Below are 18,900 nucleotides of genomic sequence, written 5' to 3'. Positions count from 1 at the left end.
AGCCGACCGGCATCAGGAAGTGCCCGCGACGAAGTACCACTGGTGGCCTTCGGGGTCCGCCGCGCCGTAGGAGCGGCCGTAGTCGCGGTCGGTCAGTTCGGCGACGACGCGCGCCCCGGCCGCCACGGCGGTCTCGTAGTGCGCGTCGACGTCGCCGACCGTCACCAGTTGCATCTGTGTCGGATGCCCGATCGCGGCCGGGTTGCGGAAGTCCTCGCCCGGGTAGCCGAGCATCACCGTGCCTTCCCCCGCCGCCAGTTCGGCGTGGACCGCCCGGCCCTCGTCGTTCTCACTGCGGTGGCGCAGCGTGAAACCGAACGCCTTGGTGAGCCATTCGACCTCCGCGTCGATGTCGGAACACAGTAGGTATGGCACCACGCTCATACCGCTCTCCCTTCGACCAGCGGGAACGCCCCCGTGGGGATGACCCGCGTCACCTTCAGGTCCGCCCCGGCGAAGATGTCGGCCAACTCCTCCCGGGAACGGCACCTGCCCTGTCCCATCGCGAGCACGTACAGGTCGTGCAGCTTGCCGGAGTCGTGCCGGTTGTCCGACCGGACGACGCCGTCGAGCACGAGCACGCGCGCGTCCGGCTTCATCGCCCGGCGAACGGAACGCAGGATGCGCGTGCACTCGTCGTCGGTGAAGTCGTAGAACACCCGCTTCAACAGGTAGGTGTCCCCGCCCGAGGGCACCGACTCGAAGAAGTCGCCGCTGACGATCTCGCACCGGTCGAGCACCCCTTCCCGTTCCAGCACGGTGCGGGAGCCGGGAGCCACGTCCGGCAGGTCCAGCAGGACGCCCCGCATCGCCGGGTGTGCCTTGAGGATGCCCGCGATCATCTGGCCGGTCCCGCCGCCGAGGTCGACGAGGGTGCCGGTACGCGACCAGTCGTAGACCCGAAGCACGGCCGGGATCTCCAGGGTCGCCATGGACCACATGTTGTGCTGGTAGCGCTCGTGGTGCTCGGGGTGCTTCGCCGTGTACTCCCAGAAGGTCGTGCCGTGCACGTGCTCGAACGCCGACTCGGCGTTCCGCACCCCGTACTCCAGTTCCGCCACGGCGTGCACGTCGGCGGGGGAGAGCCGGTACATCCCGCGCATCGAGTACGGGTGCCCGTCGCGCAGCAGATCGGACACCGGGGTCAGGCTGAACCGGTGTGACCGGTCCTCGTGGAAGACACCGTTGGCGGTCAGCGCGCGCAGCACCCGGTACAGCGACGGTCCGTGGGCCCCCACCTCCTCGGCGAGGTCCTCGGCCGTGCGCGGGCCGTCGGCGAGCGCGTCGGGCACGCGCAACTCGACGATCACCCGTAGCGCGATCGGCGTGACGTAGTCACCGATGCGGACCAACTGGTTCATCGCGGCGACGTCGGCGGTCTCGTCCGTCGTCGCGGCGTTCGTGTCCACGGTCATGTTCAGACCTCCACTCCAAGCTTGCGCAGGATCTTCACGCCGTCGGCGTACGTTTCGAGGTCGACGATGTCGTCGAGGTCGAGCTCGACGCCGAAACACTCCTCGATCCGGGCGACGAGCTGCAGATGGGTCACCGAGTCCCAGCCGCTCGTCTCACCGCGTCGGCAGCTCGCGGGGTCGGCGGGCGGTGCCCCGTCCTCGTCGACGAGACACTCGGTGAACACCTGCCGGAGCCGGGTCTGCGCGTCCACGTCGAGCTCGTCGACACCGGTGTCGTTCTCGGCTGTCACTGCTGTCCTTTCCTGCCGCCGTCGCGGCCGTCGTGAGGGGCGAGTGTCGGGGCGGGTGTGGGGCACCGCTACGGTCGCCGGCCCCAGCGCACCATCGTCGCGGCCCAGGTGCAGCCGGTGCCCGAGGCGACGAGGAGCACGTGGTCGCCGGGGTCGAGCCGGCCCTCCCGCGCGGCCCTGTCCAGGGCGAAGAGGGTGTCGACACCGGTCATGTGCCCGGTGTCGTCGAGATAGACCGACCGTGCCACATCGACCCCGAGCGCGTCGAGCAGAGCCTTGTGAGCGGTGCGTTTGACGTGTGAGGTGCAGACGAAGTCGATGTCGTCGAGGGTGAGTCCCGAGCGGGTGGCCGCGCCCCTGGCCGCGGCGGTGAGCTGGTTGAGGGTGATGAGCAGAAGGCCCGCCATGGACGACGGGTTCTCCACGCGCAGGACGTGGCGCTTCGCGTCGACCGACTCGTGGCTGACCGGCTCGACGGTGCCGCCCGCGGGAACCATGGCGTCGTCGGCGAAGCGGCCGTCCGTGATCATGTGCGAGCCCAGGACCTCCACCTCGGGAGGTTCGTCCACAGGGGCCAGTACCGCGCCCGCCGCGCCGTCGCCGTAGGTGAACAGGAACTGCGACCAGCGGTCGCTGTGCTCGATGAGTGCCGACTCGCGGGAGGCACCCACCGCGAGTACCGGTCCGATGTCCGGCTCGGCGAGCAGCATGTTGCGGCACACCCGCATCGCGACGGGACCGCCACAGGAGACGTAGTCGAGCTCCAGCGCGAACGCCCGGGTGCAGCCGAGGTTGTGGGCGATCTTGGGAGCGGCCTGCCAGACCGCGTAGTCCTTGAACGTCGATCCGAAGTAGACCACGGCTCCGATGTCACCGGGGTCGACTCCCGCGGCGGCCAGCGCGCGTTCACCCGCGGCGGTCGCCAGGTCGGAGACGTGCTCGTTCTCGGCGGCGAGGTGTTTGCCGTTGAGGCCGAACTTGCCGGTGATGGTGGACTCGCGCATCCCCACCAACTCGGCGAGTTCGCTCGCGGACTGCCTGCGGCGCGGCAGGTAACCGCCGGTGCCGAGGATCGCGACGTGCGTGCCCATCTACGCTCCCAGGAACTCCGTGACCAACCGCGTGAGTTCGCGCGGCTGCTCGATGAACGCCCCGTGGCCGCAGTTGCCGATCTCCCGGTACTCGGCGTTCAGCAACCGGGCGACCTCACGGGCGCCCGAGGCCGGGGTGAGCACGTCGTGCTCGAACCCGATGACCCGGCACGGCGTACGGATGGCCGCGATCCGCTCCGGACTCGGCTCGTGTCGCCGCGACGCGGCGGTGAGGCCGGGAACGTTGTGCCCCTCGGTCGGGGGTAGTTCCAGCACCTGACGGATGGCACCGGTGAACGCGTCGCTGGCCAGCCGCCGTGGCCCGAACATGAGCCGCGCGCGCAGCAGCATCTCGGTCAGCGGAGGCGGGTCCGTCTCGCCTGCGGCGACACGGGCGAGGAACTCGTCGTGCATCTCGGCCGAGGCGAACGGGTGCGTGGTTCTGGTACCGCCGAGCACGGCGCGTTCGACGAGGTCGGGGCGTTCGGCGAGCAGTTCGAGCGTCACGTTCGCGCCGAGCGAGTAGCCGTAGACACGCAGCGGTGCGAGTTCGCACTGCTCCAGCAGGGCGATCAGGTCGGCGGTGAGTTGTGAGACGGTGTAGTCGCCGGGCGGCACGGTCGACGGTGGGATCCCTCGGTACTCCACGGTGATCAGCCGGAACCCGGCCGCGGTGAAACGGGGGCCGATGAAGCCGCGCATCAGCTCGGCGCTGTGCGGCCCGCCGAGCATGAGCAGGTCGGGACCGGCGCCGTCGAGGTTGACGCTGGCGGTGATACCCGTCCGCAGGGGGACGGTGAACGTCTCGGTGGGAACCGACGGGGCGGCGGTCATGACACCATCCGAATCGAACGGGCGAACGTACTGATCTCCACAGCGGTGGCCTCCGGTGAGTCGAGGGGGCCGCCACCGCAGTCGATCGTGCGCAGCGTCGCCGAGGGCAGGCCACGAGCGACCGTGCGGGCGGCGTGGGGGGAGGTGACGGCGTCGAGCGTCGAGGCCAGCACGAGGCACGGTGTGGTGACGGCCGCCAGGGTCTCCGGTTCGACCTTCGTGCGGGCCGCGACGTCGAGGACCGCACGCTCCGCCGCCGTTTCCGGTGGCCACGCCGACAGCCGGTCCAGCAGCTCGGCCAGAACGGTGTCGTCCGCGAGCCGGGAAGGGCGCAGGAGGCTCGCGGCGCGCAGCAGCGCCAGTGTCCTCGGGTTCACCGCGCGGTCACGGCCGGTGAGCTCGGCGGCCTCCAGTTCCTCCAGAGCGCTCGGGGTCGTGCGCGCTCCCGACAGCACCGCGCACTCCGACGCGTCCGGTGTCACCGAGAGCAGATCGAGGACCACGAGGGCGCCTGCCCGGTCTCCGAACAGGACGGCGGGCCGAGGGCCCGCGGCGAGCCGCTTGCGCAGAGCGGCCGCCATTCCCGCGACCGTGCAGGCGGCCGGGTCGCGAACGAGGTCTGCACAGCACACGACGTCGAGGTCCAGCCCGGCCTCCCGCAGCGTCGGAGCCAGTGCCTCACCGACGAGCGCCACTCGGTAAGCCGGAGCGCCGACGAGCACGGCGCGAGCGGAGGCGCCGGTCATCGGGCCGCCGCCGTCGTCCCGGCGGCCCAGCCGAAGGCGACGGCGAGCCCCAGCGTCATTCCGGAGGACAGGATGCCGGGTCCGATCACGGAGTCCGCGGCGTTGCCCGCGGCGAACAGGCCGTCGATGGGCCGGCCCGACCAGTCGAGGACTCGGCCGTGTCCGTCCGTGCTCGGCCCGCCCTTGGTGCCGACCATGCCGGTGCGGACGGGAAGTGCGAAGAACGGGGGGCGTTCGATGGTGCCGAGGTTGGGGTGGGGCGCGGTCGGATCGCCGAGCCCGCGGTCGTAGGCGTGCGATCCGCGACCGAACTGGGAGTCCACACCGGACTCGACCGAGCGGTTGAACGTGGCGACGGTGTCCGCCAACGCCGCCGCGTCGACGCCGACATGCTCGGCCAGAGCGGTGAGCGAGTCGGCGGAGACCGCACCGTCCGGCAGCGCGGACCCGGGGGGCGTGCCCGCGAGCGCGTACCGCTCCCGGTAGCACGCGTCACCGATCACGTAGGCGGGCAGGTTCCGGGGCCCGCCGGTGGCGGGGTCCGTCTCGGTGAAGGCGAGTGCGCAGTTGTGGCTGGCTTCGTTGACGAAGCGGCGACCCGCCGCGTTCACCCAGATGGCGTGCGGCAAGGCGCGCTCGGCGATCATGATGTCCGCGCGCGGGGTCGCCGCGTCGTCGTCCCAGGTGGCCTTGCCGACGATCACGGGCCAGCACCAGCTCTCCGACAGGTGGCCCAGCATCGCGCCCGCTGCCGCGGCCATCCGCAGCCCGTCACCGTTGCTGACCGGTGGGGAGCACGGAACCGGGTCGGGGAGGTCGAGCAGCCGCCGCGACATCTCGTCGTCATGCTCGAACCCTCCGGTGGCGAGGACGACCCCCCGGCGTGCGGTCAGCGTGCGCTGCTCACCGTCGTGATCGGCGACGACCCCGGTGACGCCGCCGCCGGACCGGACGAGGTCGAGGACCCGGCAGCTGCGGCGGATCCGGACACCGGCGTCGGCGCAGCCTCGCAGCAGGCCGATGACGAGTCCCACGCCGAGGGTCACCTGTGAGTCGCGCATCCGCTGCCCGATGAGATCCATCGGCGGGGCACCCCCCGACATCATCCCGGACGCGGCGACCTCGGCGTTGGTCAGTACGGCGGGGTAGGGCGGGGACCACGTCCACTGCTCCCACGGCGTGAACGGGCCCGTCCCGACCGGGGCGACCTCGAGGTTGCGGCCACGCGGACGCCCGCCCGGATGCTCGGCGAACGAGTCCGGTGTGTCCATCGGGACGAAGCGGAGCGGCGTGTGCTGCTCGATGCCGCGCACCGCTTTCGGCGCGACGTCGAGGAACGCGTCGATGAGCGCGGGGTCGCGGTGCGGCGAGTGGTCGACGCAGTAGGCGCGGGCATCGGCCAGGGCGTCCGACTCGCCGAGTTCGGACATGTGGTGGTTGCGGGGGATCCACACCTGCCCACCGGACACCGACGTGGTGCCGCCGAGCCTGGCGGACGCCTCCAGCACCGCCACGCCTGCTCCGGCGGTCGACGCCGCGAGCGCTGCCGTGAGTCCCGCGGCTCCCGATCCGACGACGATGACGTCGAAGTCGGATTCCTGGTCGGCAGCGGTCACATCGTCCCCCTTGGTGACACCGGTGGCTCGTACCGGGGTGAAGGTAACACCGAACCGCCGGGTCCACAGGTGATCGGCCTACGCCGTTCAACCTGCCCGTCGTGCCCCGGGCCGCCGTTCCTTGCCCTGACGTGCCGGGACTGGTGACACTCCCGGCGTGGACACGTACGTGTCGGGCCTGCCCCCGAAGTTCGACGCACTGGACCGGGAACTGCTCGTCGACCCCTACCCGGTGTACACGCGGTTGCGGGAGGAGTCGGCGCTGTGCCGCGGCGGCCCCGCCACCTGGGTCGTGACACGGTACGCGGAGGTGTCCGCGCTGCTGCGGGATTCGCGCGTCGGGCACGAGTTCCCCGAGCGGCTCGGCCGTCCCGACATGGTGCTGGGCACGCAGCCGAACTTCGAACTGCCGACCATCGTCTCGGCGATCGAGCCACCCGCGCACACGCGTGTCCGCGGTGCGCTGAGCCAGGCGCTCACACCGCCCGTGGTGCGGCGGATGACAGCGCTCATCGAGCGCACCGTCCACGAACTCCTGGAGCCCGCCCTGCAGCGCGGCTCGTTCGACGCGGTCACCGACCTGGCTTTCCCACTGCAGACCGCGTTGACGTGCACGCTGGTCGGCGTGCCGGAGGAGGACCGGGCGGAGGTGACCCGCTACGGCGTCGAGCTCGGCCGGTCGCTGATCCTGTTCCCCTTCGTCTCCCCAGAGCTGGGCAACGGCGTGCCACAGGCGCGGTGGCTGCGCGAGTACGTGACCGGCCTGGTGCGGGCCCGGCGCGCGAAACCGAAGGACGACCTCGTGTCCACGCTCGTGACGAACGCGGACCGCACCGGCGAGCTGTCGGACGACGAGATCGTCGACAACGTCGTGTTCCTGTTCTTCGCCGGATTCGAGACCTCGATCCACGTGCTGGCGAGCGGAATCGCCGCGCTGCTGGCCTTCCCCGACCAGCTGGGCCGGCTGCGGGAGGATCTGTCCCTGATGCCGACCGCGGTGGAGGAACTCGCCCGCTACGACGCGCCGATCCAGTGGATCGCCCGGGTCACGAAGGAACCCGTCGAGATCGCGGGACGCACGTTACGCGGCGAGCGCGTGCTGCTGCTCCTGCTCGCGTCCGCCAACCGTGACCCGCGTCAGTTCCCCGACCCGGACCGCCTCGACGTCGGGCGGAAACCGAACGGGCACCTGTCGTTCGGGGCCGGTATCCACCGGTGCATGGGACTGCACCTGGGCCGGGCGCAGGTCTCGACGTCGCTGCGAGTGCTGCTGGAACGTTGCTCACGACTGGAACCCGCCGGGGAGCCCGTGGTGCGACCGCATCCCAACCTGCGCGGGTACTCCGCCGTGCCCGTCGCGGTGCGCGCGGCATGAGCGGCGGCGCGGGAAGGAGCCCGCTTCCCCCGAAGTTCGACGCGCTCGACCCCGACGTACTGCGTGATCCCTACCCGCGCTACCGCGAGCTGCGTGACGCGGGACCGCTGTGCCGTGGCGCTCCCGGCACGTGGATGGTCACCCGCTATGCCGAGGTCCAGGCACTGCTGACCCACCCCGCGCTGACCAACAGCCTGCCCCGGGGAGCCGGGCGTGACCTGCCGCTGTTCGGCACCGGACCGGCGGGCGAGTTGTCCGGTCGGATGATGAGCGCACTCGACGGGGCCGACCACGACTCCGTGCGGCGGGTGGTGCACAACCGGATCTCCCCGGCGGCGGTGGCCCGGTTGCGCGGCTTCGCCGCCGAGGCGGCGGCCCGGCTTCTGGAGCCGCACGCCGACGGCACGCCGTTCGACCTCGTGCGGGACTTCGCCTACCCGTTGCAGGCCGAGGTCGTCGCGCGTCTGATCGGTCTTTCCGACGAGGACCGGCCACTGGTGTGGCCGCCCGCGCTACGCCTCGGGCGCACGTTCATTCCCTACCGCATCCCGACCGCCGACCAGGTCGAGAAGGCCGACGAGATCACCACCGGACTGCGCTCGTTACTGGGAGCGAGACTGGCCGAGCGCACCACCGCGCCGCGGGACGACCTGCTGACCGACTTCGCCGGTGCCGTGGCCGCGGGGCGGATCTCCCGGGAACTGGCCGTGGACAACCTGGCTTTCCTCTGCTTCGCCGGTTTCGAGACGACCATGAACGTGCTCGGTTCGGTGAACGAGCTGCTGCCCGGCCGATCCGGGGAATGGCGGGTGATCGCCGAGGACCGCGACCTGATCCCCTCGGCGGTCGACGAGCTGCTGCGTTTCGACGCGCCCGCGCAGTACACGATCAGGCTGACGTCGGCTCCGCTGTCCGTGGGCGACCGAGTACTGCGACCGGGGCGCATGGTGCTGCTGATGATGGGGTCGGCGAACCGGGACGAGCGGAGGTTCGTCGACCCGGACCGGCTCGACGTGCGGCGCAAGGACCTCCGGCACGTCGCCTTCGGCGGCGGACCCCATCACTGCATCGGCAGAGCGCTGGGTCGCGCGGTGTGCGAGGAGGCGATCGGTGCGCTGGTGACCCGCTTCCGGGAACTGGACCTCGCGGCGGAGCCGGTGCGGGCACTGCACCCGAACTTCCGCGCCCACGAGTCGGTGCCCGTGCTGGGCAGGCCTCGCTGAGTCCACCGGGCTCGGACGTGACAACGTCACGGAAATCTCTGCCCGGCGGTCTTCTGCCGACAGCTCGAACGACGAGAAGGGACCCGGCCACCGAACGGCCGGGTCCCTCGTTCGTGTCGGCGCCTCAGCGCGGGACGATCTCCATCATCGGGAACATCATCGTGCGCACCACTCTGGCGAGCCGTAGCCCGGACTTGTCGAGGAGCGCCTCGATCTCCTCCAGCGAACGCAACCCTCCGCCGGCCATCGTCAGCAGGATCAGGTCGTAGAGCTTGCCCGCGTTCAGCTCGTCACCGGGCTCCGCGACGGGTTCCAGCAGCAGCAGCCTGCTGTCCGGTCGCATCGCGGAACGCAGGTTGCTCAGCAGCGTGCGGGCGTGGTCGTCGTCCCAGTGGTAGAGCACCCGCTTGAGCAGGTACGCGTCCGCGCCCTGGGGAATCTCGTCGAAGAAGCTTCCTCCCACGACGGTGCAGCGGTCTCGTACACCCGCCGCCCGCAGGACCTCGTCCGCGCCCGCCACCACGTGGGGGAGGTCCAGCAGGGTGCCGTGCGTGTCGCGGAACCGCCGCAGGATGCCCGCCAGGAAGGCGCCGTTGCCGCCACCCGCGTCGACGAGCGAGCCGATGGTGGCCCACCCGTCGTAGGCAGGCAGGATCGTGCGCAGTTCCAGCCTGGTCGCCGCGCGCTGGGTGCCGTCGAAACGGTGGGCCTCCTCCGGCCGCTCGGCCATGTGCTCCCAGTAGCCCTGGCCGTGCACGTGCTCGAACGCCGAACCCCCGGTGCGCACGCTGACGTCGAACCTCGACCACGCCTGGATGTCGGCGGGGATGAGCGGGTAAGCCTCGCGCATCGACAGTGGATGGTCGTCGCGCAGCGGCTCGGACAGCGCCGTGTGGCCGAACAGCCCCGGCTCCACCTCGGTGAAGATGCCTCGCGCGGTCAGTGCGCGCAGCAGGCGAAGCAACGCGCGCGGGTCGGCGCCCACGGACCGCGCGATCTCGTCGACGGTGCGGGGCCCGTCGGCCAACTCGTCCGCGATCCGCAGTTCACAGGCCACCCGGATGGCGAAGGGAACGACGATGTCGGCGAGTTCGGTCAGTCGCATCACGGAGGGCACGTCGAAGCGCGGGTTCCGCGACCGCGCCTCGGTCGCCTCACTCCCGGCCGGCGATTTCACCGCGTCCAGCCAGATTGTCGACGACGTGCTGCTCGACCTTCGCCACGGTGGTGATGGCGCGCGCCACCGTCTCGTCGATCGGGGGGAGGTCGAACTCGTCCTCGAGGGTGAAAGCCAGTTCCAGCAGTGCCAGTGAGTGGAACGACAGGTCTTCCACGAGGTTCATGTCACTGCGGATCTCCACGTCGCCCCCGGGGGCGACCTCCGCGATGATGCCGCGGATCGTCTGGCGGACTTCTTCCTCGGAACGCTCCTCCGCGACCGCTTCCGTCATGATGTGCCCCTCACTTCGCGTGTGGACTCGTGGGATTCTCCGCTGATGTCGAGCACGTTAGGTGTCCGGGCCGATGTGGACAACGTGCCGTGAACGGCTTTCCGGTGCGGCGTCCGGTTCCATCTCAGGACCCGACGGCGTGGACGGGCAGCCGGTGCAGCCCCCGCACCACGGGATGCCGCCTGACCCTCGGTCTGCGGCCTCCCGCGCGGGGAGTGGGCGCGTGGGGCAGGATGCGTTCGACACGCCCCGCGATCGTCAGCTCGGCGACGCGGTCGAGCAGGGTCTCCAGCACCACCCTGGCTTCGAGCCTGGCGAGTTGCGTACCCAGACAGAAGTGGATCCCGGTGCCGAAGCCGAGATGCTCCCGGGTCGACCTGCCCGGCAGGAACCTGTCGGGATCGGGGAACCGGTCGGGATCCCGGTTGGCGGAGCCCTGGAGCAGGAGCACCCTGGCACCTTCGGGAACACGTGTGGCTCCGATGTCGCATTCGGCCAGTGTCAGGCGCCAGACGGCCTGGACGGGGGCGTCGAACCGGAGTGCCTCCTCCACGGCGGGGCCGATGAGCGTTCGGTCGGCACGGACCCGCTCGGCCTGCTCGGGATGTTCCAGCAGGGCCAGGCACAGGTTGGTGATGAGGTTGGTGGTCGTCTCGTTGCCCGCGATGAGCAGCAGTGTGCAGAACGCCTGCCGTTCGGTGTCGGTGAGGTCCTCGCACAGTGTCAGCCTGCTGATCAGATCCTCGCCGGGGGTCCGCGTACGCGCCGCGACCGTGTCGGCGAAGAACCGGTTCATCTCCCAGGTGGCGACCGCGATGTCGCGCGGCGGCATGTCGAGCCCACCGATGGTGGCGTCCGACCACCGTTTGAAGTCGCCGTGGCGTTCGGCGGGGACACCGAGCATCTCGGCGATGATCGTGATGGGAAGCGGGCCCGCGATGTCCCGGACCAGGTCGGCCCGGCCTGCGTGGGAGGCCGCGAGCAGGCGGTCGACGAGTTCATCGGTGACCTCGCGGACGCGGCTTTCGAGGTCCCGCACCGTCTTCGCGTCGAAGAACCGGTTCACCGTGCGACGCAGGGCCGTGTGCTCGGGAGGGTCGGAGTTGAGCAGGAAGCGCGCGCCGTCGGGCGAGCCGCCGGGCGGCGCCGACGAGAGCACGTCGTGGTTGCGGAAAGCGGCCGACACGTCCTGGTGGGTGCTGACCAGCCACGCGTCCAGCTCCGGCGAGTAGACGGCGCCACCGGCTTCCCGCAGGCGGGCGTAGTAGGGGTAGGGGTCGCCGGCGACCGCCGGGTGGAACAGGTGCTCGGCGGTGGTCCCGGCCGGGTCCGCGTCACGTCGGGTCATGGTTCACCACGCCAGGGACGGGTCGATCTCGCCGACACGGGTCGCGCCGAGGAGCTTCACGGATTCGCGCGCCGTGGTGGCGTGCTGGGTCAGGGTGTGCACGTCGCGCAGCCGGCGTTCGGTCGGTGCGCCGGTGTAGGCGGCGGAGCCGCCCGCGAGGGCGTGCGCGGTGTCGACGGCGCGGGTGACGGCGGAGGCGATGTGGTGGAAGCCGCCACGCACGAGTGCCCGCTCACCCGGGCTGGGATCGGTGCCCGCCTCGGCGTGGGAGTGGAGCAGCTCCGCCATCCGTTCCAGCAGGCATCGTGCCGACTCGACCTCCAGCAGGGCGCCGCCGAGGCGGTCCTGGAACACCGGTGACTCCGCGAGCGAGCGCGGACTGAACGACGGCCGTTTGCCGGCCTCGGCCAGCGCCACGACCTCCTCGATCGCGCCCGTGGCGATTCCGACGCCGCTCGCGGCGACCATCATCCCGCTGTACTCCACCGCGGGCACCCGGTAGGCCGGGCGGTCCAGCGTCGGTGTGGACCCGCTGAGCACGGCGGTGCGCTCCTCGGGACAGTCCGTTCGGCGCACGACGACGTCATGGCTTCCGGTGCCACGCAGTCCCGTGGTGTGCCAGGTGTCCTCCACGGTGTACTCGTCGGGCCACAGCAACGCCATCCTGGTGTGCGGCGTCCCGTCGGAGCCCTCCGGCACACCGGGTCCGAACGCGACACATTGACCGTAGAACCAGGACGCGTGTCCGATCCCGGAGGCGAAGGGCCATTGGCCCGACACCCGCCACGTGTGCTCGCCGCGCCGGGCCTTGCCCTTCGGAGCCGCCGCCCCGGCCCCGACGACGTCGCACCCTCCGGCGTACACCGCGTCGATGGTGCTGCGGGGGAACCTCGACAGAACGACCTGAGCCATCGCCGCCTGCCCGACCACCCAGCCCACCGAGCCGTCCGCCGTGGCGAGTTCCCGCACCACGGCGACCACGTCGGGCAGCGGCAGCTCGTCACCGCCGTGCTCGCGGGGTGCGACCATGCGCAGGCAGCCCGCGGCGGCGAGTGCCTCCAGCAGTTCGCCCGGCAGCCGCCGCTGGTGTTCGACGTGCTCGGCGCACGCCGTGATCTCCGCCGACAGCGCACGGGCCCGTGCGGCGGTCGTGGGTACCATCTGCAGTCCTCCAGTCCGATGTGTCCTCCGCCCGCGCGCCTGCGGGCACGCGCTAGCCCGTCGCGGTGTCCGGGGACGGCGCCGGGCGGGTCGGGTACGGCAACCTGGCGTTGCCCGCGCCCCGGTACCGCTCACGCAGCGTGGCTTCGGCAGGGTCGTAGGCGGTCCGGAAGAGACCACGCCTCCGCAACTCCGGTACGAGCAGGTCGCAGATGTCGTCGATACCGGTCGACGGGGGGAAGGGAACGAGATTGAACCCGTCCACACCGGCGATCTCCCGCCACGTCTCCATCTGGTCGGCGACCTCGCTCGCCGAGCCGCAGAGCATGAACCGCCCACCACGCATGGGCAGGTGCACCGTGGAGACCGTGCGCCGGACGTCGCCGACCGTCCACTCACGGCTGGGATCGGTGCGCCGGACGGCGTCGAGTGCGCTGCGGGAACCCTGCACGGGAAGTTCCGACAGAGGCAGCTCGTCGGGGTGACCGGCCAGGTCGATGCCCGTCCAGCCACACCACTTCGCCAACCTGCCCTCGGCGCTGTGGAAGCGGTTCATGAGCTCCAGCCGTGCCTTCGCCTGTTCCTGGGTGGCACCCACGACCACCGGCATGCCCTGGAGCACGGTCACCGACGAGGGATCCCGGCCCGCTTCGGCGACCCTGCGTCGCAGGTCGGTCACCACTTCCGCGCCCCGGCGGGGATCGGCCAGCGTCACGAACACCACCTCGGCGTGCTCGGCGGCGAACCGCAGGCCGCGTCCCGAGGTGCCCGCCTGGTACAGCACCGGGGTACGTTGGGGGGTCGGCGCGCACTGGTGCGGACCTCGCACGTCGAACCAGCGCCCGTGGTGGTCGATCTGGTGCACCCGCTCCGGGTCGGCGAAAACCCCGCCCTCGCGATCGATCCGCACGGCGTCGTCGGCCCAGCTCCGTTCCCACAGCGCCCTGACCACGGCCAGGTACTCGTCGGCCCGGTCGTAGCGCTGGTCGTGCTCCAGGAACTCGCCGATGCCGTTCCCGGACGCCGACCGCAGGTAGGACGTGACGATGTTCCAGGCGATCCGGCCCCCCGTGAGGTGGTCAAGTGTGGAAAGTACCCGGGCGCACAGATACGGGGGGTGATACGTGGTCGAGTACGTGACCGCGAAGCCGAGCCGGTCGGTGACGGCGGCGAGCGCCGGAATCAGCGGCACGGGATCGATGGAGGGGATCTGCACGCCGTTTCGGACGGCGGCCGCCCACGAACCCTCGTAGACGTCGTAGGTACCGTGCACGTCGGCGAAGAACAGCGCGTCGAAGCACGCGTCCTCCAGCTTGCGCGCGACCGACGTCCAGTACTCGAGGCTGCCGTAGCCTTCGGCCGTGCGATCGTCCGGATCCCGCCACAAACCCTCGAATGACGGCACGGGGGCGCATTCTGTGAACAGGTTCAGGTGCACGCGGCGAGGGTAACGACGGCTTCGGTGGTGCGAGGCCAGTTCGTGAACGCGGCAGGCGGCTCAGCCCGCCAGTGCCTGCAGTGGCATGGCGGGGGAGCGGGCGACGAGCGCGGCGGTGGCGAGGTAGCGACGGAGCAGCGAGGCGGGTAGTCCGGCGGGGAAACGTCCGGGCGCGGCGAGCAGCACCACCCGCATCGCGGCACCCACCGGAATCACCCCGATCTCGAGCCCGAACCTCCCGCCGACACCGTCGGGGACGAGCGCTTCCACTTCCACCGGTCCCGCCGGGACGGAGTACACCCGGTCGTTGATCATCTGGAAGACCACCTCGTCGGCGCGGGCGTCGATCGCCTCCGAAGCCGGACGCGGTACCAGGTGGTAGGGCACCTCCTGGTGGCGTACCGCGCCGGACACGGTGTCGTGGACCTCGCGGAGCAGGTCCACGAAGGTGCCGGCACGGGGAATCCGGGAACGGAGCACGAGCAGGTTGGCCAGGAAACCGACCGTGCCCGCCGTTTCCGCCGCACCGCGGTTGGCGAAGACCGACGCGATCGTGAGGTCCCGCTGCCCTGTCGTGGCGTGCAGAACGGTGTAGTGGATCGCCAGCAGCACCGTGAAGAGTGTCGTGCTGTGGGTGCGTGCGACATCACGCAGGGCCTCGGCCAGCTCGGCGCCGAGCTCGCCGCTGACCGTCCCTCCGGGATCGGCGTCGGCGCCGGGGCCGGGGCCGGGAAGGCGAGTGAAGCGGACTCCGCCCAGCCGCCGTGTCCAGTAGTCGAGTTGCTCGGCGATCTGCGGGGAGGCCAGTCGCTTTTGCTGCCACCGGGTGAACTCGCGATAGGTCAGCGACGGTTCCGCAGCGGAGGGCGGGGCCGTGCCGGGAGCAGCGCCTGCCAACTCGACCAGGCGGCGGAACAGCAGGGCGTTGGACGTCGTGTCGGTGGCGAGATGGTGCAGGTTCAGGCACAGTACGTGGTCCTCGGCGCCGACCCGCCACAGCGTCGCGCGCAGCGGCCACACGGCGGGGTCGATCGGGCGGGCGAGTTCGGCGGCCATGGCCTCGGACAGGGCGGTTTCCGGGTCGTCGCACTCGTCGAGCGCGACGAAGGTCAACGCCACGGGGGCCGGAGGGTGCACGACCTGCCGTAGCCGGTGACCGCCGCCCTCGTAGGTGGTTCGCAGCGTCTCGTACTCGGTGACGAGCCGGTCGAGCGCGGACTGCCAGACGGCCGTGGGCAACGGGCCCCGCAGCCGGGCGAGCACGGGCAGGTTGAGCACCGAGGGATCGGGGCTGTGCCGGGCGAGTGCCCACAGCATGCGCTGGCCGAGCGACGCGGGAGCCCGCACCGGTTCGTCCGGCTCGGGGCTCGTCCGTGCGGTGATCTCGCTGCTGCTGGACCGGCTCATGGCGGCGACGGTATCGGCCGCGTCCCCACGGCAGCGAGCGATCGCGTATCGCTTGCCTTCCGCGCACCGGCGTGATGAGGATGCGCCCATGTCCCGGTTACAGGTTCAGGGCGTTCTCGAGTCGGTTCTCGACTGGCAGTACGAGCCGACGCACCAGTCGCTGCGCGCGTTGTACGAGCGGGCGAAGAGTGCACAGTGGAGCGCCGAGGACGACATCGACTGGTCGATCGAGGTTCCGTTCGGCGAACCGCTGCCCGACACGTCGTGGTTCTCCGTGGCGGCCTTCTCCGCCTCTCCACTCGCACACGGCGGCAAGCCCCTGTGGGACGCCTTCCAGTGGGAGCTGCAGTCGTGGATGGTCTCGCAGTTCCTGCACGGGGAGCAAGGAGCGCTGGTCGTCGCGGGCAGACTCGCGGCGACCCTGCCCGACCTGGAGAGCAAGTACTGTGCCGCGAGCCAGGCCGTCGACGAGGCCAGGCACGCCGAGGTGTTCTCCCGCTACCTGCGCGAGCACGTGCCCGAGCCCTACCCCATCGCGTCGTCTCTGGAGACGCTGCTCACCGACATCCTGTCGGACGCGCGGTGGGACATCACGGCCCTGGGCATGCAGATCCTCGTCGAGGCGCTGGCGATGGCCGCGTTCCGGCTCGCCGACCGCACGTTCCACGACGCCCTGATCCGTATGATCGTCAGGCTGGTGGCACGCGACGAGGCGCGGCACGTCTCGTTCGGCGTGCTGTCGCTGGAGGGAATCTACTCCGAACTGACCACGGCCGAGCGGGCGGACCGCGAGGAAGTGGTGCTCGAGGGTGCCGCGTTGATGCGTAGGCGGTTCCTGCTGGAGGACGTCTGGGAGCGGCTCGGTATCGACACGTCGGCCGGGGTGGAGTTCGCCGCCACGAACGAGCTGATGGTGGCCTATCGCCAGGCGATCTTCGCGCGCGTGGTGACGTCGCTGGGACGTATCGGGCTCATGACCCCGAAGGTGCACGAGGGATTGTCCAAACTGGATCTCCTTGGTTACTCGTCCGCGCGGGCCGCGGCGGCGGGACTGGGCACGCGGTCATGAACGGTGGAAACACGGCCTCGCTCGGTGGCGCGGCCCGGGCACAGGCGCTGTCGGCGAGACTGTTCGCGGCCAGTCTCGGTGCGGGCGAACTGATGACCGTCTACCTCGGGATGAAGCTGGGCCTCTACGCCGCACTGCGCGACGCACCCGCGCGGGCCGACGAACTCGCGGAGCGGACCGGGGTCGCGCCCCGCTACGCACGAGAGTGGCTCGAACAGCAGGCCGCCGCGGGCTTTCTCGACGTCGACGACGCCGAGGCCGGCGTGACGGAGCGACGCTACACACTGCCGAGCGGGCACGCCGAAGCCCTGCTCGACGACACGAGTCCGTTCGCGGTCGCCCCGCTGACCCTGATGCCGGTGGGGGGCATGGGCCCGGTGCTGCCCCGCCTGCTCGATGCCTACCGCAGTGGTGAGGGAGTGCCGTACGCCGACTACAGCGCGGACTTCCGCGGCGGGCAGAGCGGGCTGAACACCCACGTCTTCCGTACCCAGCTGCCGGGGTGGATCCGACGGGCTCTGCCCGACCTGCATGCCGTTCTGGGGCGTGAGGGCGCGAGACTGGCCGACGTCGCCTGCGGCACGGGGACCTCCAGCTTCGCCCTGGCCGACAGCTACCCGGCCCTGCGGGTGTGCGGGTTCGACGTGGACGAGCCGTCGATCTCCGTCGCGCGGGCCGAGGCGGTGCGGCGGGGTGTGGGCGAGCGGGTGCGGTTCCACGCGGTCGACGTCGCCGACGTCGCCGCCGTGCCGGACGGGGACGGCTACGACGTGGTCACGGTGTTCGACGCGCTCCACGACATGCCGGATCCGGTGGCGGTGCTTCGCGGTTGCCTCCGCCTGCTCGCGCCGGGCGGGACGCTGCTGCTGATGGAACCGAGGGTGCGGGAGACGTTCCAGGCCCCGGCGGACGAGATCGAGCGGTTCTTCTACACCGTCAGCGTGCTCCACTGCCTGCCTGTCGGGCTGTCCACCACACCGTCGGTGGGCACCGGCACGATGATCCGCCCGGCGCTGGTGCGCGAGTACGCGACCGAGGCCGGTTTCGCGAGCGTGCGGGTGGTCGACGTGGCGCACCGGTTCCACCGCCTGTATCGCCTCTCGGCGAACTGAGCGAGCCCGTGCGGTCCGTCCTACGCGGCGAGGAACGTCACCGGAAGCCGGGACAGCGAGCGGAACGACGTGGTGCGCCTGCGCTGTGGCGTGCCCGCCGGCACGAGACCCCGGCACCGGCGCGCGAGGCGGTCGAACACGATCCTGCCCTCCAGCCGGGCCAGCGCCGCACCGAGGCAGAAGTGGGCACCACCACCGAAACTGACGTGCGGGTTGGGGCTGCGGGTCACGTCGAGCCGGTCGGGATCGGCGAACACCCGCTCGTCGCGGTTGGCCGAGCCGAGGAGCAGGACCAGCAACCGTCCGGGGCGGAAGGTGTGGCCGTGCAGCGACATCGGCTCACGCACCAGCCGCGCCACGGCCTGGATCGGCGCGTCGAACCGAAGGAACTCCTCGACAGCCGAGGGGACGAGGTCCGGGGACTTCCGCAGCAGTCGCTGCTGGTCCGGGGCGTCGAGCAGGGCGGCGACGCCACTCGCGATCAGGTTCATCGTGGTCTCGAAACCCGCGAAGAACAAGAACACCACGTTGTCGACCACCTCGGCGAGGTCGACCGGGCCGCCGTCGGAGGCCGGCGTGAGCAGGTGGGAGAGCACGTCGTCGCCGGGCGAACGCAGGCGCTCGGCGGCCAGTTCTCCGATGTAGTCGCGCAGCCACGTCACCGCGGCGTGCGTGGCGGCCCGGTCGGGTTCGGCGACCACGAGACCGAAGCCGCGAGCGAGGTCCACGGCGTGGGGCCGCACGAGCTCGCGGTCCGCCGCGGGAATCCCGAGAAGTTCACAGACCACACTCACCGGCAGCGGGAAGGCCAGATCCTCGACCACGTCGCAGTGGCCCCGGTCGAACGCCGGCTCCAGCAGATCGTCCACCATCGCGCCGATCCGGTCGGACAGTGCCCGGACGGCGGCGGGGCGGAAGGCCGGGTGCATGGCTCTGCGCAGCCGGGTGTGGTGCGGCGGGTCACGGTCGAGCAGGATCCGGGAGAAGAACGACACGGCGGGCCCGTCGCCGACGGACATCCGGTGGTACTCGACCGGGTATTCCGTTCCCAGCCGGGGATCCGCCAGACACGCCGTGACGTCGGCGTGGCGCGTGAGCACCCATTGCCCCGTCCCGCCCCGGCACACCGGGCCGTGCGCGCGCAGCCGTCGGTAGACGCTGTACGGATCGGCCAGAACGGCGGGATCGTGCGAGTCGAAACGAGGAAGAGTGCTCCGGCGAGTCGGGCTCATGCGGCGACAGTAGGAACACCGTCGGCGGCCGGACAAGCCGAGCCGCCCGGCGTCGAAGAAGTCGGTGAGGAACCCAGGAGGGACGAGGCGAC

18 protein-coding genes are annotated in these 18,900 nt (G+C 71.1%); 4 read left to right on the top strand and 14 right to left on the bottom strand.

The window, feature by feature from the left end; translation table 11 throughout:
- Nucleotides 1-12: 12 nt before the first annotated feature.
- From SACCYDRAFT_RS13825 to SACCYDRAFT_RS13795, 7 genes are all read right to left on the bottom strand, one after another.
- Nucleotides 13-384: a VOC family protein gene (locus SACCYDRAFT_RS13825; protein WP_005457012.1), complete on the bottom strand. Its 372-nt coding sequence runs from the start codon at nt 382-384 to the stop codon at nt 13-15.
- Nucleotides 381-1,415: a methyltransferase gene (locus SACCYDRAFT_RS13820; protein WP_005457011.1), complete on the bottom strand. Its 1,035-nt coding sequence runs from the start codon at nt 1,413-1,415 to the stop codon at nt 381-383. The genes SACCYDRAFT_RS13825 and SACCYDRAFT_RS13820 overlap by 4 nt, the downstream gene beginning before the upstream one ends.
- A gap of 2 nt (nt 1,416-1,417) precedes the next feature.
- The gene (locus tag SACCYDRAFT_RS25475) at nt 1,418-1,705 is read right to left on the bottom strand and encodes an acyl carrier protein (RefSeq protein WP_005457010.1); all 288 of its coding nucleotides are present in this window, start codon (nt 1,703-1,705) and stop codon (nt 1,418-1,420) included.
- Nucleotides 1,706-1,773: 68 nt separating this feature from the next.
- Nucleotides 1,774-2,796, bottom strand: a complete 1,023-nt coding sequence (locus SACCYDRAFT_RS13810; RefSeq protein ID WP_005457009.1) for a 3-oxoacyl-ACP synthase — start codon at nt 2,794-2,796, stop codon at nt 1,774-1,776.
- The gene (locus SACCYDRAFT_RS13805) at nt 2,797-3,630 is read right to left on the bottom strand and encodes an alpha/beta fold hydrolase (protein ID WP_005457008.1); all 834 of its coding nucleotides are present in this window, start codon (nt 3,628-3,630) and stop codon (nt 2,797-2,799) included.
- Nucleotides 3,627-4,376, bottom strand: a complete 750-nt coding sequence (locus tag SACCYDRAFT_RS25470) for an alpha/beta fold hydrolase (protein ID WP_005457007.1) — start codon at nt 4,374-4,376, stop codon at nt 3,627-3,629. Before SACCYDRAFT_RS25470 ends, SACCYDRAFT_RS13805 begins: the two co-directional genes overlap by 4 nt.
- Entirely contained in the window at nt 4,373-5,992 is a 1,620-nt protein-coding gene (locus SACCYDRAFT_RS13795) for an FAD-dependent oxidoreductase (protein ID WP_005457006.1), read from the bottom strand. The genes SACCYDRAFT_RS25470 and SACCYDRAFT_RS13795 overlap by 4 nt, the downstream gene beginning before the upstream one ends.
- A gap of 157 nt (nt 5,993-6,149) precedes the next feature.
- On the opposite strand from SACCYDRAFT_RS13795, the gene SACCYDRAFT_RS13790 reads away from it, so the two are divergent.
- On the top strand, nt 6,150-7,367 hold the full coding sequence (locus SACCYDRAFT_RS13790) for a cytochrome P450 (protein WP_083844758.1): 1,218 nt from the start codon (nt 6,150-6,152) through the stop codon (nt 7,365-7,367).
- On the top strand, nt 7,364-8,590 hold the full coding sequence (locus SACCYDRAFT_RS13785; RefSeq protein WP_005457003.1) for a cytochrome P450: 1,227 nt from the start codon (nt 7,364-7,366) through the stop codon (nt 8,588-8,590). Before SACCYDRAFT_RS13790 ends, SACCYDRAFT_RS13785 begins: the two co-directional genes overlap by 4 nt.
- A 124-nt stretch (nt 8,591-8,714) precedes the next feature.
- Here the strand turns inward: SACCYDRAFT_RS13785 and SACCYDRAFT_RS13780 are convergent, their stop codons facing one another.
- The 6 genes from SACCYDRAFT_RS13780 to SACCYDRAFT_RS13755 form a co-directional block, all read right to left on the bottom strand.
- Complete coding sequence (locus SACCYDRAFT_RS13780; protein ID WP_052309198.1) at nt 8,715-9,695, bottom strand: methyltransferase; 981 nt, start codon at nt 9,693-9,695, stop codon at nt 8,715-8,717.
- A 49-nt stretch (nt 9,696-9,744) separates the two neighbouring features.
- Nucleotides 9,745-10,041, bottom strand: coding sequence for an acyl carrier protein (locus tag SACCYDRAFT_RS13775; RefSeq protein ID WP_005457001.1), 297 nt, complete (start codon nt 10,039-10,041; stop codon nt 9,745-9,747).
- A gap of 124 nt (nt 10,042-10,165) precedes the next feature.
- The gene (locus tag SACCYDRAFT_RS13770) at nt 10,166-11,389 is read right to left on the bottom strand and encodes a cytochrome P450 (protein ID WP_005457000.1); all 1,224 of its coding nucleotides are present in this window, start codon (nt 11,387-11,389) and stop codon (nt 10,166-10,168) included.
- A 3-nt stretch (nt 11,390-11,392) separates the two neighbouring features.
- On the bottom strand, nt 11,393-12,550 hold the full coding sequence (locus tag SACCYDRAFT_RS13765; protein WP_005456999.1) for an acyl-CoA dehydrogenase family protein: 1,158 nt from the start codon (nt 12,548-12,550) through the stop codon (nt 11,393-11,395).
- Between the two features lie 52 nt (nt 12,551-12,602).
- Nucleotides 12,603-13,988: an LLM class flavin-dependent oxidoreductase gene (locus SACCYDRAFT_RS13760; protein ID WP_005456998.1), complete on the bottom strand. Its 1,386-nt coding sequence runs from the start codon at nt 13,986-13,988 to the stop codon at nt 12,603-12,605.
- Nucleotides 13,989-14,048: 60 nt separating this feature from the next.
- Nucleotides 14,049-15,395 carry a condensation domain-containing protein gene (locus SACCYDRAFT_RS13755; RefSeq protein WP_005456997.1) on the bottom strand — a complete coding sequence of 449 codons (1,347 nt, stop codon included), beginning with the start codon at nt 15,393-15,395 and terminating at the stop codon, nt 14,049-14,051.
- 88 nt (nt 15,396-15,483) lie between these two features.
- On the opposite strand from SACCYDRAFT_RS13755, the gene SACCYDRAFT_RS13750 reads away from it, so the two are divergent.
- Nucleotides 15,484-16,464, top strand: coding sequence for a ferritin-like domain-containing protein (locus SACCYDRAFT_RS13750; protein ID WP_005456995.1), 981 nt, complete (start codon nt 15,484-15,486; stop codon nt 16,462-16,464).
- Entirely contained in the window at nt 16,461-17,576 is a 1,116-nt protein-coding gene (locus tag SACCYDRAFT_RS13745) for a class I SAM-dependent methyltransferase (protein ID WP_005456994.1), read from the top strand. The genes SACCYDRAFT_RS13750 and SACCYDRAFT_RS13745 overlap by 4 nt, the downstream gene beginning before the upstream one ends.
- Nucleotides 17,577-17,596: 20 nt before the next feature.
- Here SACCYDRAFT_RS13745 and SACCYDRAFT_RS13740 read toward each other — a convergent pair whose 3' ends face one another.
- Entirely contained in the window at nt 17,597-18,808 is a 1,212-nt protein-coding gene (locus SACCYDRAFT_RS13740; RefSeq protein WP_005456993.1) for a cytochrome P450, read from the bottom strand.
- Nucleotides 18,809-18,900 lie beyond the last annotated feature (92 nt).

Source organism: Saccharomonospora cyanea NA-134 (genome assembly GCF_000244975.1).
Lineage (GTDB): Bacteria > Actinomycetota > Actinomycetes > Mycobacteriales > Pseudonocardiaceae > Saccharomonospora > Saccharomonospora cyanea.
This window is presented reverse-complemented; position numbering and strand designations above follow the sequence as displayed.